25 protein-coding genes are annotated in these 22,316 nt (G+C 65.7%); 18 read left to right on the top strand and 7 right to left on the bottom strand.

Annotation, left to right across the window (positions count from 1 at the left end):
- The first annotated feature begins 7 nt into the window (after nucleotides 1–7).
- The 3 genes from H9532_RS14520 (at nucleotide 8) to H9532_RS14530 (ending at nucleotide 3,367) form a co-directional block, all read left to right on the top strand.
- Nucleotides 8–1,387 (top strand): YcjF family protein, encoded by a 1,380-nt coding sequence (locus tag H9532_RS14520; RefSeq protein WP_296369806.1) that lies wholly within the window; start codon nucleotides 8–10, stop codon nucleotides 1,385–1,387.
- A 161-nt stretch (nucleotides 1,388–1,548) separates the two neighbouring features.
- Entirely contained in the window at nucleotides 1,549–2,625 is a 1,077-nt protein-coding gene (gene psbA, locus H9532_RS14525) for a photosystem II q(b) protein (RefSeq protein ID WP_296369807.1), read from the top strand.
- Nucleotides 2,626–2,695: 70 nt separating this feature from the next.
- On the top strand, nucleotides 2,696–3,367 hold the full coding sequence (locus H9532_RS14530) for an alpha/beta family hydrolase (protein ID WP_296369809.1): 672 nt from the start codon (nucleotides 2,696–2,698) through the stop codon (nucleotides 3,365–3,367).
- A 106-nt stretch (nucleotides 3,368–3,473) separates the two neighbouring features.
- On the opposite strand, the gene H9532_RS14535 is transcribed toward H9532_RS14530, so the two are convergent.
- Nucleotides 3,474–4,154: an SDR family oxidoreductase gene (locus H9532_RS14535; RefSeq protein WP_296369812.1), complete on the bottom strand. Its 681-nt coding sequence runs from the start codon at nucleotides 4,152–4,154 to the stop codon at nucleotides 3,474–3,476.
- A gap of 45 nt (nucleotides 4,155–4,199) precedes the next feature.
- Between H9532_RS14535 and H9532_RS14540 the strand changes: the two genes are divergently transcribed.
- Together H9532_RS14540 and H9532_RS14545 are read left to right on the top strand one after the other, a co-directional pair.
- Nucleotides 4,200–4,421: a hypothetical protein gene (locus H9532_RS14540; protein WP_296369814.1), complete on the top strand. Its 222-nt coding sequence runs from the start codon at nucleotides 4,200–4,202 to the stop codon at nucleotides 4,419–4,421.
- Nucleotides 4,418–5,635 carry a glycosyltransferase family 2 protein gene (locus H9532_RS14545; RefSeq protein WP_296369816.1) on the top strand — a complete coding sequence of 406 codons (1,218 nt, stop codon included), beginning with the start codon at nucleotides 4,418–4,420 and terminating at the stop codon, nucleotides 5,633–5,635. The genes H9532_RS14540 and H9532_RS14545 overlap by 4 nt, the downstream gene beginning before the upstream one ends.
- A gap of 4 nt (nucleotides 5,636–5,639) precedes the next feature.
- On the opposite strand, the gene H9532_RS14550 is transcribed toward H9532_RS14545, so the two are convergent.
- On the bottom strand, nucleotides 5,640–5,816 hold the full coding sequence (locus H9532_RS14550; protein WP_296369818.1) for a hypothetical protein: 177 nt from the start codon (nucleotides 5,814–5,816) through the stop codon (nucleotides 5,640–5,642).
- A gap of 179 nt (nucleotides 5,817–5,995) precedes the next feature.
- On the opposite strand from H9532_RS14550, the gene H9532_RS14555 reads away from it, so the two are divergent.
- From H9532_RS14555 to H9532_RS14585, 7 genes are all read left to right on the top strand, one after another.
- A complete protein-coding gene (locus tag H9532_RS14555; protein WP_296369820.1) occupies nucleotides 5,996–6,160 on the top strand; it encodes a hypothetical protein in 165 nt (54 codons plus the stop codon).
- A 102-nt stretch (nucleotides 6,161–6,262) separates the two neighbouring features.
- A complete protein-coding gene (locus H9532_RS14560) occupies nucleotides 6,263–6,448 on the top strand; it encodes a hypothetical protein (RefSeq protein WP_296369899.1) in 186 nt (61 codons plus the stop codon).
- Nucleotides 6,449–6,576: 128 nt separating this feature from the next.
- On the top strand, nucleotides 6,577–6,762 hold the full coding sequence (locus H9532_RS14565; RefSeq protein ID WP_296369821.1) for a hypothetical protein: 186 nt from the start codon (nucleotides 6,577–6,579) through the stop codon (nucleotides 6,760–6,762).
- 157 nt (nucleotides 6,763–6,919) lie between these two features.
- Entirely contained in the window at nucleotides 6,920–7,822 is a 903-nt protein-coding gene (locus H9532_RS14570; RefSeq protein ID WP_296369894.1) for a metal ABC transporter substrate-binding protein, read from the top strand.
- Nucleotides 7,819–8,571, top strand: coding sequence for a metal ABC transporter ATP-binding protein (locus H9532_RS14575; RefSeq protein ID WP_296369823.1), 753 nt, complete (start codon nucleotides 7,819–7,821; stop codon nucleotides 8,569–8,571). Before H9532_RS14570 ends, H9532_RS14575 begins: the two co-directional genes overlap by 4 nt.
- The gene (locus tag H9532_RS14580) at nucleotides 8,568–9,407 is read left to right on the top strand and encodes a metal ABC transporter permease (RefSeq protein WP_296369826.1); all 840 of its coding nucleotides are present in this window, start codon (nucleotides 8,568–8,570) and stop codon (nucleotides 9,405–9,407) included. Before H9532_RS14575 ends, H9532_RS14580 begins: the two co-directional genes overlap by 4 nt.
- A gap of 2 nt (nucleotides 9,408–9,409) precedes the next feature.
- Entirely contained in the window at nucleotides 9,410–10,564 is a 1,155-nt protein-coding gene (locus tag H9532_RS14585) for a DUF4336 domain-containing protein (protein WP_296369828.1), read from the top strand.
- Between the two features lie 19 nt (nucleotides 10,565–10,583).
- On the opposite strand, the gene H9532_RS14590 is transcribed toward H9532_RS14585, so the two are convergent.
- Both H9532_RS14590 and lepB read right to left on the bottom strand, forming a co-directional pair.
- On the bottom strand, nucleotides 10,584–10,925 hold the full coding sequence (locus tag H9532_RS14590) for a DUF760 domain-containing protein (RefSeq protein WP_296369830.1): 342 nt from the start codon (nucleotides 10,923–10,925) through the stop codon (nucleotides 10,584–10,586).
- 29 nt (nucleotides 10,926–10,954) lie between these two features.
- Nucleotides 10,955–11,563, bottom strand: a complete 609-nt coding sequence (gene lepB / locus H9532_RS14595; protein WP_296369832.1) for a signal peptidase I — start codon at nucleotides 11,561–11,563, stop codon at nucleotides 10,955–10,957.
- 49 nt (nucleotides 11,564–11,612) lie between these two features.
- On the opposite strand from lepB, the gene menD reads away from it, so the two are divergent.
- The 6 genes from menD (at nucleotide 11,613) to murF (ending at nucleotide 18,727) form a co-directional block, all read left to right on the top strand.
- Complete coding sequence (menD, locus tag H9532_RS14600) at nucleotides 11,613–13,445, top strand: 2-succinyl-5-enolpyruvyl-6-hydroxy-3-cyclohexene-1-carboxylic-acid synthase (protein ID WP_296369834.1); 1,833 nt, start codon at nucleotides 11,613–11,615, stop codon at nucleotides 13,443–13,445.
- On the top strand, nucleotides 13,423–14,283 hold the full coding sequence (menB, locus tag H9532_RS14605) for a 1,4-dihydroxy-2-naphthoyl-CoA synthase (RefSeq protein WP_296369836.1): 861 nt from the start codon (nucleotides 13,423–13,425) through the stop codon (nucleotides 14,281–14,283). The genes menD and menB overlap by 23 nt, the downstream gene beginning before the upstream one ends.
- Nucleotides 14,284–14,392: 109 nt before the next feature.
- Nucleotides 14,393–14,947, top strand: coding sequence for a L,D-transpeptidase (locus H9532_RS14610; RefSeq protein ID WP_296369837.1), 555 nt, complete (start codon nucleotides 14,393–14,395; stop codon nucleotides 14,945–14,947).
- Between the two features lie 41 nt (nucleotides 14,948–14,988).
- Nucleotides 14,989–16,533: a glycogen synthase GlgA gene (glgA, locus tag H9532_RS14615; protein WP_296369839.1), complete on the top strand. Its 1,545-nt coding sequence runs from the start codon at nucleotides 14,989–14,991 to the stop codon at nucleotides 16,531–16,533.
- 9 nt (nucleotides 16,534–16,542) lie between these two features.
- Entirely contained in the window at nucleotides 16,543–17,364 is an 822-nt protein-coding gene (locus H9532_RS14620; RefSeq protein WP_296369841.1) for a hypothetical protein, read from the top strand.
- Between the two features lie 4 nt (nucleotides 17,365–17,368).
- Nucleotides 17,369–18,727 (top strand): UDP-N-acetylmuramoyl-tripeptide--D-alanyl-D-alanine ligase, encoded by a 1,359-nt coding sequence (murF, locus tag H9532_RS14625; protein WP_296369843.1) that lies wholly within the window; start codon nucleotides 17,369–17,371, stop codon nucleotides 18,725–18,727.
- Here murF and glmU read toward each other — a convergent pair whose 3' ends face one another.
- The 3 genes from glmU to aroA are packed head-to-tail and all read right to left on the bottom strand — an operon-like array spanning nucleotide 18,728 to nucleotide 22,293.
- Entirely contained in the window at nucleotides 18,728–20,077 is a 1,350-nt protein-coding gene (gene glmU / locus H9532_RS14630; protein WP_296369846.1) for a bifunctional UDP-N-acetylglucosamine diphosphorylase/glucosamine-1-phosphate N-acetyltransferase GlmU, read from the bottom strand. It abuts the gene before it with no gap.
- 28 nt (nucleotides 20,078–20,105) lie between these two features.
- Entirely contained in the window at nucleotides 20,106–21,011 is a 906-nt protein-coding gene (locus H9532_RS14635; protein ID WP_296369848.1) for an MnmC family methyltransferase, read from the bottom strand.
- Complete coding sequence (aroA, locus tag H9532_RS14640; RefSeq protein ID WP_296369850.1) at nucleotides 20,986–22,293, bottom strand: 3-phosphoshikimate 1-carboxyvinyltransferase; 1,308 nt, start codon at nucleotides 22,291–22,293, stop codon at nucleotides 20,986–20,988. Before aroA ends, H9532_RS14635 begins: the two co-directional genes overlap by 26 nt.
- Nucleotides 22,294–22,316 lie beyond the last annotated feature (23 nt).

A 22,316-nucleotide genomic window follows, 5' to 3' on the forward strand; every position in this document is an offset into this window, starting at 1 on the left:
GCAGCCGTTGATCCCGCCATCGCCCCTGCTCAGTGCCGCCTTGCTGCCTCAGCTGCGTCGTTTTTGGCCCCTGGCTGCAGGCCTGGGTGGTGGCGTGATCCTTTTGGAGAGCAGCCACGGCGCCCTCTCCTCGGTGATCAGTCTCAGCGCGGCGGCCGCGGGCTTTTGGCTGCTGAGCGGCCGTCTCCGCCCTTCGGGGCGGTCACTGCCCACGAGTGTGGAGGGCTGGCTGGAGCGCTGCCAGAGCGTGCTGGAGAGGTTTGAGCGGCTTGAGTCGGATGCCGATCCGCTGGAGCAGCAGCAGCGCCGCGAGCAATTGGAGCAGCTGCGCCAGAGCCAGAACAATTCCCATCTGCAGGTTGCCCTGGTGGGTCAGGCCGGCTGGAGTGAAGCTCTGCAGGCCCAGCTGCTGCAGCACTGCCCATCGCCGCTGCCGCTGCGGGTGCTGCGCAGTGAGCCGCTGCCCCCCAGCAGCGCGGCCTGGCACTGGCCCGATGCCTTCCGGCGTTGCGATCTGATCGTGTATCGCCTCAGCCTGCCTCTCTCAGCGGCAGACCTGCGCTGGCTTGAAGCGCTGCCCAAGGGCCAGCAGGTGTTGTTGCTGGTGGATCGTCCGCTGGGGGATTGGCAACTGGCGTTGCAACAGCTGCAGCACCAGCTCCCGGAGCATCTGCGGCAGCACTGCTGGCCTTGGTCGCCTGAGCTGAGTGAGGCCTGTGCAGCTGATCTGCAGCCTCTTGCCCAGGCCTTTGCCGCCCTTGGCCCCGAGCGTTTGCGCTTCACCCAACAGCGCTGCCTCGAAGAGCTGCACGCCAGCTGGCAGGTGGCCCTGGAAACGCTGCGCCGCCGGCAGTGGCAGCAACTGATGCAACGCACCCAGTGGACCGTTGCTGCCGGGGTGGTGGTGGCCCCTCTGCCGAGCTTGGATCTGCTGGTGTTGGCTGCTGCCAATGGGCTGATGTTGCAGGAGATGGCACGCCTGTGGGATTGCCCTTGGTCGCTGGAGCAGCTCCAGGCGGCAGCGCTCCATCTCGCCAAAGCCTGCCTGGCGCTGGGGGTTGTGGAGTGGAGCGCGCAGTCGCTTGCTGCGCTGGTGAAGCTGCATGGGGCCACATGGCTGGTGGGCGGTGCCCTCCAAGCCCTCAGCGCTGCCTATCTCACCCGTGTGGTGGGGCGGGCCATGGCCGACTACATGGCACTGGCTGCAGGGGTTCCCGAGGCGGAGCTGGAACGCTTGCTGCAACAGCAGGCGCCTCTGCTGGTGGCCCGGGCAGCGGAGGAAGAAAAGCTGGATTGGGCAGGCTTCCTGCAGCAGGCGCAGCAGTGGGTGCTCCAGAGCGGCACCGCGGGTGCCCTCAAAACTGCATCCGCCTCATCAACGGCTTGATGATCAACTTCATGAAGTGTTCATGAAGGCCTTCATGAAGTTGCGTTAGGTCTGACGAACTTAATTTTTGCTTCCGAGATTTTTTTGCGCGGCTCCATAGCGTGGCTGTGCCACATCTGTGGCGCTCATTCTCATCCGGCTCGTTCAGAGTCAGCTGATTCATGACCACTGCTCTTCGCAGCGGCCGCTCCAGCTCCTGGTCACAATTCTGTGAGTGGGTCACCAGCACCGATAACCGCATTTATGTGGGCTGGTTCGGTGTGCTGATGATCCCCTGCCTGCTGGCGGCCACCATCTGCTTCATCGTTGCCTTCATTGCGGCTCCCCCCGTCGACATCGACGGCATCCGTGAGCCCGTTGCCGGTTCTTTCATCTACGGCAACAACATCATTTCCGGCGCTGTGATTCCCAGCAGCAACGCCATTGGCCTGCACTTCTACCCCGTCTGGGAAGCGGCCTCTCTGGATGAGTGGCTCTACAACGGTGGCACCTATCAGTTGGTGGTGTTCCACTTCCTGATCGGCATCTCCTGCTACATGGGCCGTCAGTGGGAGCTCTCCTACCGCCTGGGCATGCGCCCCTGGATCTGCGTGGCCTACAGCGCTCCGCTGTCGGCAGCTTTCGCGGTGTTCCTGATCTACCCCTTCGGTCAGGGCTCCTTCTCCGATGGCATGCCCCTGGGCATCAGCGGCACCTTCAACTTCATGTTGGTGTTCCAGGCTGAGCACAACATCCTGATGCACCCCTTCCACATGCTGGGTGTGGCAGGCGTGTTCGGTGGCTCCCTGTTCTCCGCCATGCACGGTTCGCTGGTGACCAGCTCCCTGGTGCGTGAAACCACTGAAACGGAAAGCCAGAACTACGGCTACAAGTTCGGCCAAGAGGAAGAGACCTACAACATCGTGGCTGCCCACGGTTACTTCGGTCGTCTGATCTTCCAATACGCCAGCTTCAACAACAGCCGCAGCCTGCACTTCTTCCTTGGTGCCTGGCCCGTCGTGGGGATCTGGTTCACCTCCATGGGCATCAGCACCATGGCGTTCAACCTGAATGGTTTCAACTTCAACCAGTCGATCCTGGATTCCCAGGGCAAGGTGTTGAACACCTGGGCTGATGTGCTCAACCGCGCCAACCTGGGGATGGAAGTGATGCACGAGCGCAACGCGCACAACTTCCCCCTTGACCTGGCAACCACCCAGTCGATCCCTGTGGCCCTCACCGCCCCTGTAATCGGCTGAACCAGCCATCGCGCTGAGAGCTTCAGCCGTTTTGGATCCCCCGCTGCGGCGGGGGTTTTTTAATGCCCGGATGCCTGAAGCCTCCCTACCAGCTCCGTTGCAGCTGATCGACGGGCCTGCCTTGGCCCCCGCCACGCTGCTGCTCGCTCATGGGGCCGGTGCCCCCATGGATAGCCCGTTCCTGCAAACCATGGCCTGCGGCCTGGCGGAGCTGGGATGGCGGGTGCTGCGTTTTGAATTTCCATACATGGCCCAGGCGCGTCAGAGCGGCAAGCGCCGGGCGCCAGATCGCCAACCCGTGCTCCTCCAGAGCTGGCGTGATCAGGTGGCTGCGGCTGCATCCGAGGGGCCGCTGTTCATCGGCGGCAAATCCATGGGCGGCCGTATGGCCAGCTTGGTGCTCGAGGAGCAGGCCAAGGCTGCCCCAGTGCTGGGATGCCTGTGCTTTGGCTACCCGTTCCACCCGCCGGGCAAGCCCGATGTCCTGCGGATTGATCATCTGCAGATCCTGACGCAGCCCACGCTTGTGGTGCAGGGCGAGCGCGACAGCTTTGGGCGTCGCGCTGAGGTGGAGACCTACGGGCTCAGTCCAGCCGTGCAGCTGCACTGGATCCCTGACGGTGACCACAGCTTCAAGCCCACCAAGCGCTCCGGCCTGAGTGAGCAGGCCAACCTGCAGGAGGCGATTGCCGCTGCCGATCAGTTCATGGCTTCGGTTTGTCGAGATCGCTCGGGCGGCTGAGCACGAACAGCACGCCACCGGTGAGGGCCAGGCCGATCAACACCATGGCCGTGATGGCGGTGCTGTAATCCGTCTGCATGGTGGCGTAACGAAGTGTTACTGCACCCTACGCGAGCTGCGGCAGCGCCTCCAGAGCTTTCGCCAGGTTGATTGGCTGGAGCTCCCGGGAGCTCGTGATTTCAAGGATCCTGCCGATGGACGTTGGTGTGGCTAGCGCTTCCACGCAACAGCGCGCCACCAGCCGGCGCGGAATGGAATCGCTCTCCTGCTGGTCAGCGTTGGTGTAGCGGATTCCCTCCTGCTCGAGATCCGTTTCGCGTTCCGACAGCCCGCCGGGGCGGATCACGGTCCAGTCCAGACCACTGCGTTCCAGGCTCTGCTCGCCGATGCGCTTCCACACCAGGATCAGGCCGAACAGGTTGAGTGGATGGCGCCAGCGGCCAGCGCACAGCGAGCTCACCAGCACCACCCGCCGGATCCCCAGCCGCTGGCAGCTCTCCACCTGGTGTTGCACTCCCCAGGCATCCACGCGCATCGGGCCCGTGAGATCCACCGAAGGCCGGGCCCCGGTGGCGATCACCAGACCATCGCAGCCCGAGAGCGCAGCATCGAGGGCCCCGCGGTCACTCAGCTGCAGCCGACGCTGCTCGCACTGCGTCAGCGATGCAGGCACCACCGAATCCGGCCGCAACAGCAACCGCGGCTGATCCCCCACCCGCAGGAGTTCTTCAGCGATCCGGAATCCGGTTTTGCCCGAGGCGCCGCTCACGGCGATGGTGCGGGTCATCGGGTGGGTATGGCGTGCAATAGGTGGGCAGTATCGCGGCTCTGCATGAAGCGCTGGCACCCCCCTGAGCCCGACGATGGCGACTGGCCAGTGGATTGCGGCCGGCCGTTGGGGCTTCGCCTGCTGGCGCTGCTTGGCGCGTTCTCCTTCGTGATGCTGGGGCTCAGCAGCCTGGTGCCGCTGTTGCATCCGCAGCAGCCCAGGCCGCCCGCCATGCCGGATCGGCCCCGCGATGCTCTGCTGAGCCTGTTGCGGAGCTTGGCGTGATTGATCTGGCAGCCATCCCTTACGCACCGGCCCTGCTGGTGGCCCTGGCAGCGGCGGCCTGCTTTGGCCTCTTGATTCTGTTGGCCGGCCTTCAGCGGGTGTTTGCCGTGGCGCCCAGGCTGCAGCCGCTGCCCAGCCAACAGCCGTTCCCGGCAGATTCCCTCACCGTGGTGATCCCGGCCTACAACGAGGCCGGCAACATCCAGGCTTGCCTCAGCCATGTGCTGGCCAGTGATCCCCCCAGCGGGGACTGGCGTGTGGTGGTGGTGGATGACGGCTCCACGGATGCCACGACGGCTTTGGCCACGGCCACCGCTGCGGCCAGTGCTTGCCCGCCGGAACGGTTTCAACTGCTGCAGGCTGGTTCCAGGCCAACGGATCAACGTTGGGTTGGCAAAAACTGGGCCTGCACCCAAGCGGCCCAACAGATCCAGAGCGAGTGGCTGCTGTTCATCGACGCCGACGTGCGCCTTCAGCCGGATGCCCTCCGGCGCGCTCTGGCGCAGGCCCGCAGCGACCAAGCTGATCTGCTCAGTCTGGCGCCGCGGCTGGCCTGCACCTGCCTGGCTGAGTGGATGGTGCAGCCGATCATGGCCAGCCTGCTGGGCTTGGGCTTTCCGATCGAAGCTGCCAATGATCCCGCTAGCCCAGTGGCTTTTGCGGCTGGGCCGTTCATGCTGTTTCGCCGCGCGGCCTATGAGCAGATCGGCGGCCACCGTGCCCTGGCCGGTGAGGTGGTGGAAGACCTAGCTCTGGCCCGCCGGATCAAGAGCCAAGGCCTTCGGCTCCGCTACCTGCTGGGGCTTGATGTGTTGGAGCTGAGCATGTACTCCGATCTCGCCGCTCTCTGGGAAGGCTGGAGCAAGAACTGGTTTCTTGGCCTCGATTCCAGTGTGAGCAAGGCACTCGGCGCAGCGGCTGTGGTGGTGCTGATGTTCAGCGGCCCTTGGCTGCTGCTCGGCTCAGGCTTGGTGCTGCTGAAGCTGATGCCGCAGCAGGAGAGCTGGTGGCTGGCCCTTGTGGTCCTATCGGCAGGGGGAATCCTGTTGCAGCTGTTGCTCCGGCTCTGGAGCCGAAGCCAGTTTCAGGTTCCGCTTCGGCTCTGGTGGTTAATGGGGGCCGGTGGCCTTTTGGTAGGTGCCATCGGTCCCACATCGGTGTGGCGAACCCTCACCGGCCGCGGTTGGACCTGGAAGGGCAGGCCCCTGGCCTGAGAGCTCAGTTGCCGAATTGGTTGTTGATGGCCTGATTGGTGTTCGCCTGTTCGCTGAACCAGGCCTTCAGCAGATCTTTCGCCAGGTGGCGCAGGGCTGCAGCATCGGTTTGGGCATCAATTTCGCGTTTGAGGCGCTCCACCTCAAAGGATTGATTCAGGCTCAGTTCGATGGGGGCCATCGATCAACGGCGATGGGACCCAGCCACCGTATGGAGCCTTGTCTTGCCGGGCGTAGCGGTGGTTACCCAGCCAGGGCGCGCGTCAGCGATCTCAAACGGTGACTGTTTGTAAAACGCTGCTGCATTTGTCGTGCGCGCCTTGCCAATCCGTTAGGAGTACAACACCGCAGGAGCAGTCCATGCGTCTGAGCTGGAGTCAACACCTGAGCGCTGCCCGCACTCTTGCGTTGGTGGGTGATGAGCAAGCTGGCACGGCCCTGGCGTTGATGGGTGTGGCTTTGCTGATGCTCCTTCAAGACCTTGCTGTCACTGTTGATTCGCCCAGCGAGCAGCCCGGTGCGTAACAAGCGTCACACGTTTACGAAATCTTCCTGATTGAACTGTCGCAATCCGGCAACAGCAGGGTTTGAAGTTCTTACCGTTGCGCCATCGCAGCCGTTCGTGTCGTGTCTGAGCATCCGCCTACTTCACCGGAGCGCTCCCTTCAGCCCGCCAGCTTGAAGTGGCAGCCCGATGGTGAGCTGTCTCAGCAGGATGTGTTCAACCTGGTGTGCAAGCTGCGTGCCGTTGAGCCAGGACAAACCAGCAATGAGCTCTGGCGTCTCGGCCAGAAATATCCCAGCCAGCGCTGACGCTGTTCAACAACCTTCAGCGTTCCATTTTGAGTGGAAGTCCTGATCAGCGGGTCTCTTGGTTGCTGTTGCTACGGGTTGATCGCAGCAAATCATTACGTTGCATGGGCTCCTGAACGGTGTGGTTCATGCAGTCCGATCTGCCTCCTGGAGTGGAACTCTCCATCGGCCAACAGTTCGAGATCGAGCGCTTCACCCGCGCGATCGATGCCACCGCCGATCCAGAGCAATTGCGCCATTTGGCGAAGCAACTGCTCCAGGCCTGGCACACCCAGAAGGCGGCCACGCAGTGGGTGACCAGCCAGCAGGCCTGACCCTCAGCTGGCCTCAGGGCCGCAGGCTCTTCGTTCCCAGAGCGATCTCCTTAGGGTTGGGCTTGAGATTCCGTTGGGTTTGGCCTGGTTCGCTGCACCCTGCTCTCCTCAGGCCGTCTGCACCCGCTTGCGCTGGGTGGCCGCGCTGCTCTCGGCCCTGCTCGTTGGTTGCTCCAACCCAGTCCCCCGCTCCAAGAGCAACCCGCCTGCAGCTGCCGCGAAGCCTGTGGTGCTCACCACCTTCACGGTGTTGGCCGATCTGGCCCGGCAGGTGGCGGGCGATCGGCTGGAGGTGCGCTCCATCACCAAGCCTGGCGCCGAGGTTCACGGCTACGAGCCCACCCCCAGTGATCTTGAGGCCGCTCAGGGCGCCAGCCTGATTGTGCAGAACGGCCTGGGCCTTGAGCGCTGGGCCGATCGATTCGTGGCTTCATCCGGCCAGGTGCCCACGATCACCCTGAGCCAGGGGATGGAGCCGGTGCTGATCGAAGGCGATGTTGCTGCCGGCAAACCCAATCCCCACGCCTGGATGTCGCCCAAGCGGGCTGAGTTGTACGTGGATCGGCTGGTGGAGGCTTTCTCAGGCTTGGATCCAGCCGGCGCCGCCGGTTTCCGCCAGCGGGGAGAGGCCTACAAGCAGCAGCTCCGCGCCCTCGATGCCGATCTTCGCCGTGCCCTGGCACAGGTGCCGCCGAATCAGCGGCTGCTGGTGAGCTGTGAGGGCGCCTTCAGCTACCTGGCCCGTGATTACGGCCTCGATGAGGCGTACCTGTGGCCCGTGAATGCGGAAACACAAGTGACCCCCAGGCGCCTGGCCCGCTTGATCGACACGGTGAAGCAACGGCGCGTGCCTGCTGTGTTTTGTGAAAGCACCGTGAGCGACGAGGCGCAGCGGGAGGTGGCCAGGGCAACAGGCGCCAGATTCGGGGGTACGTTCTATGTGGATTCCCTCTCCGGCAGCGGTGGCCCAGCCCCGAGCCTTCTGGCCCTGCAACGCCACAACGTGAACCTGATCGTGCAAGGCCTGAGCCGGCAGCCAGCAACCGGATCGCCGCAATGAGCGGCCGTCTGATCCCACCGGCTGGCCCTCGCATTGAGGTGGAGCAGCTGTGCGTGGATTACAACGGCACCGTTGCCCTCTATGACGCTGATCTGAGCCTGCCGGCGGGTTGCATCTGCGGGCTGGTGGGTATGAACGGAGCCGGTAAAACCACCCTGTTCAAAGCGCTCACCGGTTTTGTGCGCCCCTCCCATGGGCGGATTCGCATCAACGGGCTCACGGTGCTCGCAGCCCAGCGGGATCAGGCCGTTGCCTATGTGCCCCAGAGTGAAGGGATCGACTGCAACTTCCCGATCTCTGTCTGGGATGTGGTCATGATGGGCCGCTATGGCTCGATGAACGTGCTGCGCTGGCCGCGTCAGTCGGATCGGGTGGCCGTGCGCGACGCGCTGCAGCGCGTGGATCTGCTCGATTTGGCCCAGCGGCCGATCGGCGCCCTCTCCGGCGGCCAGCGCAAGCGGGCCTTCTTGGCCCGGGCCATTGCTCAGCGGGCTTCGGTGCTGCTACTGGATGAACCGTTCAATGGCGTGGATGTGCGCACCGAGCAGCTGATGGCGCAGCTGTTTTTGCAGTTCCGCCAGGAGGGCCGCACGATCTTGATCTCCACCCATGATCTGGGCCACATCCGTGCGTTCTGTGATCTGGTGGTGCTGATCAACCGCACGGTGTTGGCTTACGGCGAAACCAGTGCCGTGTTCACCCCGGAGAATCTGGCCCGAACCTTTGGCGGGATGGTGCCCAAGCCATGACCTGGCTGCTTGAACCTCTGAGCCATGCCTTCATGGTGAAGGCCCTCCTGGTGAGTGCCTTGGTGGGCGGCGTGTGTGGCCTGCTCTCCTGCTACATGACCCTCAAGGGCTGGGCCCTGATGGGCGATGCCGTGTCTCACGCCGTGATGCCGGGTGTGGTGGTGGCCTATGCACTGGGCCTGCCCTTTTCGCTCGGTGCCTTTGTGTTTGGGGTGGGGTCGGTGGCGGCCATTGGCTTTGTGAAGCAGAAATCGCGGATCAAGGAGGACACGGTGATCGGCCTGGTGTTTACCGGCTTCTTTGCCCTGGGCCTGGTGCTGGTGTCGAAGGTGCGCAGCAACATCGATCTCACCCACATCCTGTTCGGCAATGTGCTGGGGATTTCCAGCTCCGACATTCAGCAGACCCTGCTGATTTCAGCGCTGGTGGTGGGCCTGCTGCTGGTGTTCCGCCGCGACCTGCTGCTGTTTTGCTTTGATCCCACCCACGCCCGCTCGATCGGGATCAACACTGGCCTGCTGCACTACATGCTGCTGTCGGTGCTCTCGCTCACGGCGGTGGCGGGTCTGCAGACCGTGGGCGTGATTCTCGTGGTGGCGATGCTTGTTACCCCTGGTGCCACGGCCTATCTGCTCACCGATCGCTTTGATCGGATGACATTGCTCGCCATCGCCAGCAGCGTGCTCTCCAGCCTGATCGGTGTGTATGTGAGCTACTGGAGCGATAGCTCCACCGCCGGTTGCATCGTGTTGGTGCAGACGGGCCTGTTCCTGCTGGCTTTTCTGCTGGCCCCCCGCTACGGCATCCTGAGCTCCCAGCGTTCCCAGGCTCCCTAGGCGTGTCGGATCAGTCCTGGCCCTGGTGGCCGCTGCTGCCGCTCTACCCCTATGGGCGCCGCCGCACCCTTGTGCGTGAGTTGATTCCTGATCAGCTCTGGAGCTTTGAACAGCTCCAGGGGGTCTTTTATGTGGCCGTGCCGATCCGGATGACGGTGGCCCGGGTGCCGGGTGGCCTGATGCTTTACGCGCCGGTGGCTCCTACCGCTGAAGTGCGCCAGGCCCTGAGGGATCTGGAGCAGCGCTTCGGGCCGGTGCTCAGCATCGTGTTGCCCACTGCTTCTGGCCTGGAGCACAAGTTGCCGGTGCCGGCCATGGCCCGTGCCTTCCCCGAGGCCCAGGTGTGGGTCACACCTGGGCAGTGGAGCTTTCCTGTGCCGCTGCCCTTGGCCTGGCTGGGCTTTCCAGCCCGCCGCACGCGGGTGCTTGGCGAGGATGGATATCCCCATGGTGATGCCCTGAGTTGGGTGTCGTTAGGGCCGATCGATCTGGGCCTGGGCCGCTTTCAGGAGCTGGCCTGCCTGCATCAGGCCAGCGGCGCGCTGCTGCTCACCGATGCACTGGTGGCGATCAATGCCACGCCGCCGGAGCTGTTCGAGCTCGATCCCACGCCCTTGCTCTTTCACGCTCGCGATCGTGGCGATCAGCCCCTGGAGGATTCGCCGGCGCTGCGGCTCAAGGGCTGGCAGCGCCTGGCCCTGTTCGCGTCGTATCTGCGGCCGGAAGCGCTTGCTGTGCCCAGCCTGCCCACGCTCTTCAGCCAGGCGCTGAAGCCCGGCTGCCGCAATGCCCGCAGCTATTTCGGCCTGTATCCCTTTCACTGGGCCCGCAACTCAGCTGAAGTGTTCCAGGAGCTGCAACCGCAGCCGGGGCAGCTTCGGGTGGCACCGGTGCTAGAGCGGCTGGTGTTCCCTCGCACCCAGGCGCTGATCGTGGCCTGGGTGCGGCTCCTGGCCAGCCTGGACGGACTGCGTTGGGTTGTGCCGGCGCACTACGACGCGCCCGTTGCCTGCAGCGCAGCCCAGTTGCTGGAGCTGGCCGAACAGTTGGAGCAGCGCCAATGGGCTCCAAACGAGGGCAATTGGGCCTATCTGGCCGGAATCGATCGCGCCCTGTTGAAGCTGAAGGTGGTGCCGGAGCAGCCCCAAGTGGGGTGACTCACCGGCTCGTTGCGGCTCAGAGCTTCAGCTCACCGGGGTCGGCGTCAGCCTCGGGGAAGAGGGTGGCTTCCAGTTCCATGCGCTGCTCCATCTGGCGCAGGAAGTAGCCGGTCATCATCGCGGAGGCCAGCAGTCCGGCCAGGTGATCGCGGTTGGCCGTGATCTTCACGTCGAAATGCTCGCCGGGCAGCACACCGAGCAGGCCTTGCACGTTGTGGCGAATGATGTCCTGGATGTCAGTGCTGGCGGAGCGAGCCACGCGCTGCAACACATCCGGAGACTGTTCCTGCAGGTATTGAATCAGCGAGTTGGCGCTGATCGCTTCGCTATCACTCGTCAGGAACTCCGGGTTAAACATTCCGGTGTGCTCCGCGTCACGCCTGCACCCTACCCCAGCTCTTCGTCTGACTCGAGACGGCTGAGGTCGGAGAACCGAATCGGACCGAGGCGATTCAACGGCCAGTAGCGGAACACGGCCGTACCGATCACCTCCTGACGTGGCAACGGCCCCCAGATGTGGGAATCGAGGCTGGCATTACGGTTGTCGCCCAGCACAAGCAGTTCTCCTTCGGGCACTGTGAGTGGGCCGAAGCTGTAATCGATCGGCTGCTGTCGCCAGAGTTCAGGCACCGCTGATCCGTTTCGGCGCAGCTCTCCGCCGCGCACTTCCACTTCATCGCCCGGCTGTCCCACCACCCGTTTAATCAAGGCGGCTTTGGGGTCGTAGCCCGCCTCCACCAGCACTGGTGGTGCGTGGAACACCACGATCGTGCCGTTGGGCAGGGGCTGCTGCAGGCGCGGGCGGAGCTTTTCCACCAGGATGCGGTCCTGCAGTTGCAGGGTGGGCAACATCGAGCCGGAAGGAATCCAGCGCGGTTCGATCACCAGCCAGCGCAGCAGCAGCGCCACCGCCAGCCAAAGCAGCAGTGAGCGCCAGCCCTTCAGCAGCGAGCCCGTTGCAGAGGGTGGTTCGCCTGAGGAGGGGCCGCTTGTCATCGCTGCATCGGTGAGCATGATCGCCACATCCTGAACAACAGCACCACCGGTGCCCGCTCCCCCCGCCCACCCTTGCAGCGCGGCAGCCAACCTCCAGGCCGCCATCGCTCTGCTCGCGGCGTTGCGCAGCATGGGTCTGCGTCGGCTGGTGCTCTGCCCGGGCAGCCGCTCGGCACCGCTGGCTGTGGCCGCTGGCGTGTTGGAGCGCCAGGGGCTGAGGCTCTACACGGCCATTGATGAGCGTTCTGCGGCGTTTCTGGCCCTGGGCCTGGGCCGCGCTGATGGGGTGCCGGCAGCGGTGGTGACCACCTCAGGTAGCGCGGTTGCCAACCTGCTGCCGGCTGTGGTCGAAGCCGACCATGGCGCCGTGCCCCTGCTGCTGCTCACGGCTGATCGGCCCGCTCGGCTCAAAGGTTGCGGAGCCAATCAAACGGTGAATCAAGAGGCGTTTCTGGCGCCGTGCTGCCGTTGGTTTGGCGCGGCGGATCCCAGGGGCCTGGCGGCGATGCCACCGGCCGCCATGGCTTCCCTTGCCGAGCGGGCCTGGACGGCGGCCCTGGGGTCCCCCGTGGGGCCGGTGCATCTCAACCTCCCCTTTGAAGAGCCTCTGCACGCCAGCGCTGAAGAGATCGAAGCGTTGCTGGCCAACGCTGCTGCTCCGGCTGTTCAGCAGCGTTTTGCCCCTGTAGCGCCGCTGGTTGCGGAATCGGTAGCAGCAGCTGGATCGCTGCTCGATCCCGATCGCCCAGGCGTGGTGGTGGCCGGCCCCTGGCGCGCACCGGCAGCCCAGCTGGAGCCCTTCGCCGAGGCGCTGCTGCGCTGGCAGCGGCGCAGCGGTTGGCCGGTGCTGGCCGATGGGCTCTCGGGCCTACGTGGTTGGCCGGGCTTGCAGGTGGTGCACGGTTACGACCTGTTGCTCGCTGATGGCCATGGCTTCCCTGCCGCACCGCAGCTGCTGCGATTGGGCTCGATGCCGGCCAGCCGCCGCCTGCAGCAGTGGATCGCCGCCTGCACGGGTCCGCAGCTGTTGCTCAGCGAGGGCGATCCCCGCAATCTCGATGCCACCGGCACCGCCAGCCTTCAGCTCTCCTGCGGCCTGGCTTCATGGCTGGCTGGCCTGCCCGATTCCGTGCGATCCGGCCGCATGTCTTCAGGGAACCAGGCCTGGCTGGCGGGTTGGGTGGCGGCCGATCAACGGCTGCAGCAGCAGCTCGATCGGCAGTTGCTGGGTGATGAGCCCTCTCTCGCGTCGTCTGCCCTGTGCCGTGAACCCGCCCTGGCCCGGGCCCTCAGCCGCTCTTTGCCCGCTGGCGAACCACTGATGCTGGCCAGCAGCAGTCCGGTGCGTGATTGGGAGAGTTTCGCGGCCGCCGATGCCCCCCATCGCCCCGTCTTCGGCTTCCGCGGCGCCTCAGGGATCGATGGCACCCTCTCGATCGCGGCAGGACTGGCTTTCAGCCACGGCCAGGTCACGCTCCTCTGCGGTGATCTGGCCCTGCTGCACGATGCCAATGGCTGGCTGTGGCGGGAGCAGCTGGCGGCCTGTGGTGCTCGGCTCACCGTGGTGCTTGTGGACAACGCAGGCGGCGGCATCTTTGAACAGCTGCCGATTCGCACCGGGCCCGCGTTGGATTTCGAGCGCCTGTTCGCCATGCCGCAACGCCTCGATCACAGCGCCCTGGCTGCCGGCTATGGCGTGGCTACCCGCTCGATCGAGGCCCTGGATCAACTGGCCGATGGCCTGGCCTGGGCCGCTCTGCAGCCGATGGCGCTGTTGCATGTGCGTACCGATCGCCGCGACGACGCGGCGCGTCGCCAACAGTGCCGCCGCACAATGGCCACCATCCACCAGGGGTTTGATGGCGGCAACACCCTCAGCTGAGCCGGCGATCGCGTGGCTCCCCCAGGGCTCCTACAGCGACATCCTGTTTGATCTGAGCGATGAGGGCATCGCCCGGATCACGATTAATCGCCCGCACAAACGCAATGCCTTCCGTCCCCAGACGGTGACGGAGCTGTTCGATGCGTTTTCGCGTGTTCGCGACAATCCGCGCATCGGTGTGGTGCTATTCACCGGTGCCGGTCCCGCCGCCGACGGCGCTTATGCCTTTTGCGCCGGCGGCGATCAGAGCGTGCGCGGCGATGGCGGGTACGTGGGCGACGACGGGCTACCGCGGCTCAACGTGCTCGATCTGCAGCGGTTGATCCGCAGCCTCCCCAAGGTGGTGATCGCTCTGGTGGCCGGCTACGCCATTGGCGGTGGCCAGGTGCTGCATCTGCTTTGCGATCTGAGCCTGGCGGCGGAGAACGCCGTGTTCGGTCAGACCGGCCCCAAGGTGGGCAGCTTCGATGGCGGCTTCGGCGCCGGCTATCTGGCGCGGCTGGTGGGCCAGCGCAAGGCGCGCGAGATCTGGTTCCTCTGCCGTCAGTACGGCGCCGCCGAAGCCCTGGAGATGGGGCTGGTGAATGCGGTGGTGCCGCTGCAGCAGTTGGAGGCTGAGGGGGTGCGTTGGGCGCGGGAGGTGCTGCAGCACAGCCCCACAGCAATCCGCTGCCTCAAGGCGGCGTTCAATGCCGAAACCGATGGCATGGCGGGCATTCAGGAGCTGGCAGGGCAGGCCACCCACCTCTTCTATCGAACCGAAGAGGGGCAGGAGGGCCGCAATGCCTTTTTGGAGAAGCGTGCCCCTGATTTTTCAGATTCCCCTTGGCTGCCTTGAGCGCCGGGACTGGCTAGCAGTTGGTGAGAGTGCACGTTCCGCTGTGACAGCTCGTTGTTTGTCTGAACGGTGTTGGTCCCGCTGGTGGCTTGCCTTGGCCGCCAGCGCCATGCCTCTGGCATCCCCCGCCCTGGCTCGGCAACCCGATCCGATTCCGCCGCCAGCGCCAGTGATCAGCGACGACGTGGCCCTCAGCCGCATTCCCTCCGATCTGATGGACGACGAGGGCCTGCAGCTGGTGCTCGATCGCCGCACCCGCCAGTTGATGGTGATCAAAGATGGCCGGCTGCTGCGCCGCTATCCGGCGGCTGTGGGCACCGATGGCTGGGAAACACCGGCCGGCCGCCATCGGGTGCTGGAGATGGTGGCCGAACCGATCTGGGAGCATCCGGGCAACGGCAAGCAGGTGGGGCCTGGCCCGAAGAACCCTCTCGGCTCCCGCTGGATCGGCTTCTACCGCGATTGCACCCCCCGCCAGAACGCCTGGGATGGGGAGCGCTATCTGAGCGTGGATGGTTGCACCGTGGCCGGCTTCCACGGCACCCCCCACCGCTGGACGGTTGGCCGTGCTGTGTCACACGGCTGTGTTCGGCTGTTTGAAGAGAACGTGCAGGAGGTGTTCGAGCTGGTGCAGGTGGGCACACCGGTGACGGTGCTCCCCTGAAACCACCCGTAGAGTTGCGCCCACTTTCAGCCGGATTCCCCATGCGGGTGCTGTTTGCTGCAGCCGAATGCGCCCCGATGGTGAAGGTGGGGGGCATGGGTGATGTGGTGGGATCGCTGCCGCCGGCCCTCACTCCGCTCGGCCACGACGTGCGCCTGATCATGCCCGGCTACGGCCGGCTCTGGAGCCAGCTGGAGATTCCGGCGGAGCCCGTTTGGCGGGGCCACACGATGGGCACCGACTTTGCGGTGTACGAAACCCGCCACCCCGGCAACGGTCTGCCGCTGTACCTGGTGGGCCATCCGGTGTTTGACCCCGAGCGCATCTACGGCGGCGAAGACGAGGACTGGCGCTTCACGTTCTTTGCCAGTGCCACCGCTGAGTTCGCGTGGAATCACTGGAAGCCTGACATCCTCCATTGCCATGACTGGCACACCGGGATGATCCCGGTGTGGATGCATCAGGACCCCGACATCAGCACGGTGTTCACCATCCACAACCTGAAGTACCAGGGGCCCTGGCGCTGGAAGCTCGACCGGATGACCTGGTGCCCTTGGTACATGCAGGGCGATCACACCATGGCTGCGGCCTTGCTGTATGCCGATCGCGTCAATGCGGTGTCACCCACCTACGCCCAGGAGATCCGCACCTCTGAATACGGCGAACAGCTCGAGGGGTTGCTCAACTACATCAGCGGCAAGCTGCGCGGCATCCTCAACGGCATTGATCAGGCCGCTTGGAATCCCGCCACCGATTCCACCCTGCCCGCCAACTACAGCGTTAACGATCTCGCCGGCAAGGCCGAGTGCAAGCGGGTGCTGCAGGAGCGCATGGGCCTGGCGGTGAATCCCGACACCTACCTGATGGGGCTGGTGAGCCGGCTCGTGGACCAGAAGGGCGTGGATCTGCTGCTGCAGGTCGCCGATCGGGTGTTGGCCTACTCCGATACGCAGTTCGTGGTGCTCGGCACCGGTGATCGCCACATCGAATCCGGCCTCTGGCAGATGGCGGCCCGCCATCCGGGCCGCTTCGCCGTGTTCCTCACCTACGACGACGCCCTCTCACGGCTGATCTACGCCGGCAGCGATGCCTTCCTGATGCCCAGCCGGTTTGAACCGTGCGGCATCAGCCAGCTGCTGGCCATGCGCTACGGCTCGATCCCGGTGGTGCGGCGTGTGGGCGGCCTGGTGGACACGGTGCCGCCTCACGTGCCCAACGATCACACCGGCACGGGCTTCTGCTTCGACCGCTACGACCCGCTCGACTTCTACACGTCGATCGTGCGCTCCTGGGAGGCGTATCGCCATGGTGAGAGCTGGCGGGAGCTGCAACGGCGCGCGATGACCGCCGACTACAGCTGGGATCGCTCCGCTCTCGAGTACGACCGGATGTACAAGGAAGTGAAGGGTGTGAAGGAACCCACCCCCGATGCCGAGGCGGTGGAGCAGTTCTCCCGCGGACAAAACGCTGACCCCAGCCTCAAGGGCGGCGTGCAGCCCCCCCGCGATGAAACCGTTTCGCCTCCTGCCGGTGGTGGCGGCTTGCGCAATCCCCTCTCCTTGCTGCGTCGCCGCGGCGGCGGCTGATCGCCGGGGATGGCCCTGCCGCCGCCCCAGGAATCAGCGCCGGAGAGCGCCTCCCGCGACCTGCCAGCCAGCTACCGAAGCCCCTGGCAAACCCTCGGCGAAAACCTCCAGGCCGTTCCGGCCGATATCCGTTTGCGGGGCCGCGAGCTCTGGCGCCGCAACGGCCAGGGAACGCTCTGGCGGCCCAGCTGGTGGCCCGCTGATCTGGCGCCACTGTTCTGGCCGCTGCTGCTGGCCTTGGCCTTGGTGCTTCTTGTTGGCCTGATCAGCGCTGGCTGGCTGGCCTTGCGCCCTCGGTCTGGGGGGCTCCCCCTCGAGCGCTCCAACCCGCCGAGGAGTGCTCCCTCTGAGGTGGTGGACTTGTCCCCACCGGCTGGTGCGCCCCTGTCTGACGCGCCGTCGCTGGCTGCGCCCGACGGCTCTGCTGCGGGCGACACCACCCCGGCTCCCGTGGCACCACCCCCGGCCCCCAGCCAGGACCCCTTCGTTGTAGAGGAGGCTCCTGAGCCTGAGGCGACGGCTGCGCCTGTGCAACCCGAACCGATGCCCCTCGATCCTCTGAATGCTTTGCTACAGCGGCCAGACGCGGAGGGCCTGTTGATTGGCGCCCGCGCGCTTCCCGATCAGCTGAGCTTGGTGCTTGAGCTTGCGCCTGGTTTTGCGAACCTTTCAGCGGCGGAGCGCCAACGCCGCGCCGAGCAGTGGCAGCAGTGGGCTGCCGAGTTGGGTTACGACCATCTGGAGCTGCGCGATTCCCGCTCTGGCCTGCTGGCCCGGGACGCGCTGGTGGGCAGCGGCATGATCGTGCTCAGTGAGCAACCTCGGCCCTGATTTGATGCAGCTTGGTGACCTGATCGCCTGCTGGGGAGAACCTCAGGGGGGCGAGCATCCGCTCGATCCAGCAACACCGCTCGGAGCCATCTGCACCGACAGCCGCCAGCTGGCCGCTGGGCAATTGTTTGTGCCACTGGTGGGGAATCGCTTCGATGGCCACACCTTCCTGCCTCAGGCCGCCGCGATCGGTGCGCAGGCAGCGGTGGTGCAGCGCGAGCGCGCCGCAGATGTGCCAGCCCCATTGCTCCATTGGCTCGTGGATGACACCCTCGATGCCTACCAGCAGTTGGCGACGCTCCATCGCCGCTCATTGATCGCTCCGGTGGTGGCGGTGACTGGATCCGCTGGGAAAACCACCACCCGTGAGTTGATTCGTGCGGCGCTGGCGCCGCTTGGGCCGGTGGTGGCGAGCAGCGGCAACGAAAACAACGACATCGGCGTACCGCTCACCCTGCTCAAAGCAGATGAGGGCGAGCGCGCCGTGGTGGTGGAGATGGGCATGCGCGGCCTCGGTGAGATCGATCGCCTCAGCCGCTGCGCAGAGCCCAATGTGGCGGTGATCACCAACATCGGCACGGCTCACATTGGCCGGCTGGGCAGCCGTGAGGCCATTGCCACCGCCAAATGCGAGATCACCAGCCGCTTGAAGCCCGATGGGCTTCTGGTGATTCCCGCCGGTGATCCCCTCCTTGAGGCCGCCGTTGCCCACGCCTGGAGCGGGCGGCTTTGCCGGGTGGCCCTGAGCGGGGATCCTGGCTGCGCTGATGCTGATCTGATGGGTGAGCTCGATCCATCCCGCAACGCCTTGCGATTGGATGGGCAACGGCTGAGCCTGCCGCTCGCCGGCCGCCACAACGCCCGCAATCTTCTGCTGGCGATTGCGGTGGCCCAGGAGCTGGGGGTGAGCCTGGCGGAGCTGCAGCAGCTCGCCGTGGAGGTGCCAGGTGGGCGCAACCGCCGGCTGCAACTGGGCGGCCTCACCCTGTTAGATGAGACCTACAACGCTTCGCCTGAGGCGGTGCTTGCCGCCCTTGAGTTGCTGGCGGCCCAGCCGGGGCGCCGTTTTGCCGTGCTGGGCACGATGCTTGAGCTGGGGGAGCAGAGCGTGAACCTGCATCGCCAGGTGGCCGAGCGTGCAGCGGCGCTTGGGATTGATGGGCTGGTGGTGGTGAGCGATGGCCCAGAGGCGCAAGCCATGGCGGAAGCAGCCGCTTCGCTGCCGGCTCTGGAGGTGGTGGCAGCACCGGAGCAGGCGGCCCAGCTCTTGGCGCACTGGCTTCAGAGCGGCGATGTGCTGCTGCTCAAGGCCAGCCGAGGCGTGGCCCTGGAGCGTCTGATTCCGCTGTTGCCCCAGCTCTGATCAGTTCGGCGGCTGCCAGTTCTCCTTCACGAGTTGTTTGGCACGCCCCAAAGCGAGGGCGCCGCTGGCCACATCTTTGGTGAGGGTGGAGCCGGCTCCCACGGTCACGTTGGCTCCCAGCGTGATCGGTGCTACCAGCACGCTGTTGGCACCGGTTTTGCTGCCGGCGCCGATCACGGTCCGGTGCTTGTTCACGCCGTCGTAATTGGCGGTGATCGTGCCGGCGCCCACGTTCACATCGGCACCCAGCTCGGCATCGCCGATGTAGCTGAGGTGATTCACCTTGCAGCCGGCGGCCAGGCTGCTCTTTTTGATCTCCACGAAGTTGCCCACCCGGCAACCTTCACCCAGATAAGCGCCCGGGCGCAGCTGGGCGAAGGGCCCGATGGCACAACCGCTGGCTACCATCGCTTCTCGCACCACGGAGTAGACGATCTCCACCCCATCGCCGATGCGGGCGTTGTCGATCAGGCTGCCCGGGCCGATGCGGCAGCCGTTGCCGATCACGCTGCTGCCGCGGAAATGGCACTGCGGTTCCACCACCACATCACGGCCGAAGCGGGTGCCGTCGCTGAGGGTGCAGCTGGCGGGATCCACGAAGGTCACTCCTTCGGCCATCCAGTGGCGCCGCAGCCGCTCTTGGATCACGGCTTCGCATTGGGAGAGCTGGTAGCGATCGTTGATGCCGTTGATTTCATCGGCATCGGCCACCTCCACATGCATGGCCGGGCTGAGCATCGCCACCGTGTCGGTGAGGTAGAGCTCGCCCTGATCGTTGTTGGTGTTGAGGGTCGGAAGCACCGCGGCTAACTGCTTCCAGTTGAAGCAGTAGATGCCGGCATTGATCAGGTTGTTGGTGCGCTGGGCCTCGCTGCAGTCGCGATGCTCCACGATCGCCGACACCTGCCCCTCGCTGTCGGCGAACACGCGGCCGTAGCCGGTGGGATCGCTGAGCCGCGCGGTGAGCAGGGTGACGGCGGCACCGCTGCTGCGGTGGCGCTCCAGCAGGTTGGCGATCGTTTGCTCCCGCAGGAGCGGCACATCGCCGTTGAGCACCAGCAGCTCTCCCTCGAAGTTGGCCAGCGGCTCCAACAGCTGCTGCACGGCGTGCCCGGTGCCGTTCTGCGGTTGCTGAAGCACAAACTCCAGCCCGGCTCGATGGGCCAGCGATTGCTCCACCCGCTCGGCCTGATGGCCCACGATCAGGATCTGCCGCTCGGGGGCCAGGCCGTTGCAGCTGGCCAGCACGCGCTCCACCAGGGTGGCTCCGGCCAGGGGCTGCAGCACCTTGGGGAGATCGCTCTTCATGCGGGTGCCCTTTCCGGCGGCCAACACGGCAACGGCGAGCATCAGCGGCAGGGCACAACTGGGCGGGAATCTACTGGTGGCGGCTGGCGCCTACACCCCAGCGGCGGCGCCAGGCGCCGGTGCCTTCCACCGTTCCGCTGGCCATGGCGAGCACTTGAGCCCGTTGCCGTTGCCTGAGGATCTCGGCCCGTTCTGTGCAGCCGCTGGGGTCGCGGTAGGGCTCGGCCGCATTGGTGCGGAGATGCTCTTCCTCCATCAGGCTCAGGGGCCGCAGCTGGGGATCGCCGTCGAGTGGGCTGGGGCTAGCTGCTGTGCCACCGCTCCAGTCGCTGGTTTGTTTGAGCAGCCCTGAGGGGGCTGTGATGCTGGCCAGCTGCAGCCCCGCCTGGCGCAGGGCGTTGCGGATGGCGGCGGCGCTGCAGTAGGTGAGCAACCGCCCCTGTGGCTGCAGCAAGTCCGCAAGCCCGCTCAGAAACTCCAGGGTCCAGAGCTGCGGGCAGCGGCTGGGGGAGAAGGCATCCATCAGCACTAGATCCAGCTGGCCACGCTGACGTTCGAGCACGTCGCGCAGGCAGCTGCGGGCATCACCCCAGAGCATTCGCTCCGAGCTGCAGAGCTTGGCCAGTTGTTCTGGGGTTCCCGCTTGCCATTGGCTGCAGAACCCCGCATCGCCCAGGGCCAGCCGCAGAGGTTCGTGGTCCAGTTCCAGTCCCCACCAGCTCAGCTCAAGGCCGCGGGCCTGGCACGCCTCCAGCAGCGCTGCTGTGTTGCAGCCGGTGCCAACGCACACATCCAGCACCCGCAGCGTGGCGCCTGCCCCCAATCGATCTAATCCAGCCGGGGCGACGAACTTGCTGTGGGCTTCCGCTAGAGCCCCGAGGCCGCTGTGGAAGCCTTCGCCGAATTCACGGCTGAACAGGCTGAAGCTTCCGTCGGCGGTGCGCCGCGGCTCAAGCCTGGAGGCGCTGGAGGTCATCCCAGAAGGTGGGGTACGACACGGCTGCGGCCTCAGGCCGATGCAGCTGGGTGCTGCCGCTGGCGATCTGAGCTGCCACAGCCAGGCTCATGGCCACGCGGTGATCGGTTTCGCTGTCCACCTCAGCGCCGCGCAGCTGCACGCCGCCTTGGATGGTCATGCCGTCGGCGAACTCCTCGATCACGGCGCCCATTGCACCCAGCTGGCGTGCCATCACCGCCAGGCGATCGGTTTCCTTCACCCGCAGTTCTTCGGCACCGCTGACGCGGCTCACACCCTCGGCGCAACAGGCGGCTACCGCCAGCACGGGAATTTCATCCACCAGGCGCGGGATCAGATCGGCGCCGATCTCAAAGGCCTGCAGAGGTCCGTGGGTGACGCGCAGATCCCCAACCGGTTCGCCGGCCACATCGCGTTGGTTGAGCACCTCGATCCGGGCGCCCATCTGCTGAAGCACGTCGAGGATGCCGGTGCGGCTGGGGTTGAGCCCCACGTTTTCCACCGTGAGGTCGGCGCCGGGAGTGATGGCGCCGGCCACCAGCCAGAAGGCGGCGGAGCTGATGTCGCCGGGCACTACTACCGCTTGGCCGCGCAGGCTTGAGCCGGGCACCACCGTGACCTCCGTGTTGCCTCTGCCGCCCACGCTGAGGTCAGCGCCGAAGGCCCGCAGCATCCGCTCGCTGTGATCGCGGCTCTGCACCGGTTCGATCACGGTGGTGGGTCCTTCTGCGGTGAGGGCGGCCAGCAGGATCGCGCTCTTCACCTGGGCCGAGGCCACCGGGGTGCGGATCGTGGCGCCGTGGAGCTGGCGGCCCTGGATCGCCAATGGGGCCAGGTTTCCCCCGCTGCGCCCGGCAATCGTGGCCCCCATCTCTGCCAGGGGGCCGCCCACCCGCTTCATCGGGCGGCGCCGTAAGGAGTCGTCGCCGGTGAGCACGAAGTGGCGCCCGGCACGGCCCGCCAACAGGCCGAGCATCAGGCGCATGGTGGTGCCGGAGTTGCCGCAATCCAGCACGGTCTCGGACTCCTGGAAGCCATCGAGGCCCACGCCATGCACCACCACAGGCTGGCCGGCTTCGATCGGCGACACCTCCACGCCCATCGCCCGCAGGCAGGCGGCGGTGCTGAGCGGGTCTTCCGCCGGCAACAAGCCCTCAATCGTGGTGGTGCCTGCGGCGATGGCACCGAACAGGAGGGAGCGGTGTGAAATCGATTTGTCGCCTGGTACGCGCACCGTGCCCTTGAGGCTGCGGCCTGCGGTGGTTCCCAGGGCGAGGGGCATGGCTGTTGCGTTGAGTGCAGCGA

Source organism: Vulcanococcus sp. Clear-D1 (genome assembly GCF_014654725.1).
Lineage (GTDB): Bacteria > Cyanobacteriota > Cyanobacteriia > PCC-6307 > Cyanobiaceae > Vulcanococcus.

Excerpts from the sequence above, each read along its gene's own strand:
- H9532_RS14620 (WP_296369841.1), top strand. The coding sequence starts at position 16,543 with ATGGCCCTGCCGCCGCCCCAGGAATCAGCGCCGGAGAGCGCCTCCCGC.
- H9532_RS14530 (WP_296369809.1), top strand. The coding sequence starts at position 2,696 with ATGCCTGAAGCCTCCCTACCAGCTCCGTTGCAGCTGATCGACGGGCCT.
- H9532_RS14540 (WP_296369814.1), top strand. The coding sequence starts at position 4,200 with ATGAAGCGCTGGCACCCCCCTGAGCCCGACGATGGCGACTGGCCAGTG.
- H9532_RS14575 (WP_296369823.1), top strand. The coding sequence starts at position 7,819 with ATGAGCGGCCGTCTGATCCCACCGGCTGGCCCTCGCATTGAGGTGGAG.
- H9532_RS14610 (WP_296369837.1), top strand. The coding sequence starts at position 14,393 with ATGCCTCTGGCATCCCCCGCCCTGGCTCGGCAACCCGATCCGATTCCG.
- lepB (WP_296369832.1), bottom strand. The coding sequence starts at position 11,563 with ATGACAAGCGGCCCCTCCTCAGGCGAACCACCCTCTGCAACGGGCTCG.
- H9532_RS14565 (WP_296369821.1), top strand. The coding sequence starts at position 6,577 with ATGCAGTCCGATCTGCCTCCTGGAGTGGAACTCTCCATCGGCCAACAG.
- H9532_RS14580 (WP_296369826.1), top strand. The coding sequence starts at position 8,568 with ATGACCTGGCTGCTTGAACCTCTGAGCCATGCCTTCATGGTGAAGGCC.
- glgA (WP_296369839.1), top strand. The coding sequence starts at position 14,989 with ATGCGGGTGCTGTTTGCTGCAGCCGAATGCGCCCCGATGGTGAAGGTG.
- H9532_RS14590 (WP_296369830.1), bottom strand. The coding sequence starts at position 10,925 with ATGTTTAACCCGGAGTTCCTGACGAGTGATAGCGAAGCGATCAGCGCC.
- menB (WP_296369836.1), top strand. The coding sequence starts at position 13,423 with ATGGCGGCAACACCCTCAGCTGAGCCGGCGATCGCGTGGCTCCCCCAG.
- psbA (WP_296369807.1), top strand. The coding sequence starts at position 1,549 with ATGACCACTGCTCTTCGCAGCGGCCGCTCCAGCTCCTGGTCACAATTC.
- H9532_RS14535 (WP_296369812.1), bottom strand. The coding sequence starts at position 4,154 with ATGACCCGCACCATCGCCGTGAGCGGCGCCTCGGGCAAAACCGGATTC.
- aroA (WP_296369850.1), bottom strand. The coding sequence starts at position 22,293 with ATGCCCCTCGCCCTGGGAACCACCGCAGGCCGCAGCCTCAAGGGCACG.
- H9532_RS14550 (WP_296369818.1), bottom strand. The coding sequence starts at position 5,816 with ATGGCCCCCATCGAACTGAGCCTGAATCAATCCTTTGAGGTGGAGCGC.
- glmU (WP_296369846.1), bottom strand. The coding sequence starts at position 20,077 with ATGCTCGCCGTTGCCGTGTTGGCCGCCGGAAAGGGCACCCGCATGAAG.
- H9532_RS14555 (WP_296369820.1), top strand. The coding sequence starts at position 5,996 with ATGCGTCTGAGCTGGAGTCAACACCTGAGCGCTGCCCGCACTCTTGCG.
- H9532_RS14635 (WP_296369848.1), bottom strand. The coding sequence starts at position 21,011 with ATGACCTCCAGCGCCTCCAGGCTTGAGCCGCGGCGCACCGCCGACGGA.
- murF (WP_296369843.1), top strand. The coding sequence starts at position 17,369 with ATGCAGCTTGGTGACCTGATCGCCTGCTGGGGAGAACCTCAGGGGGGC.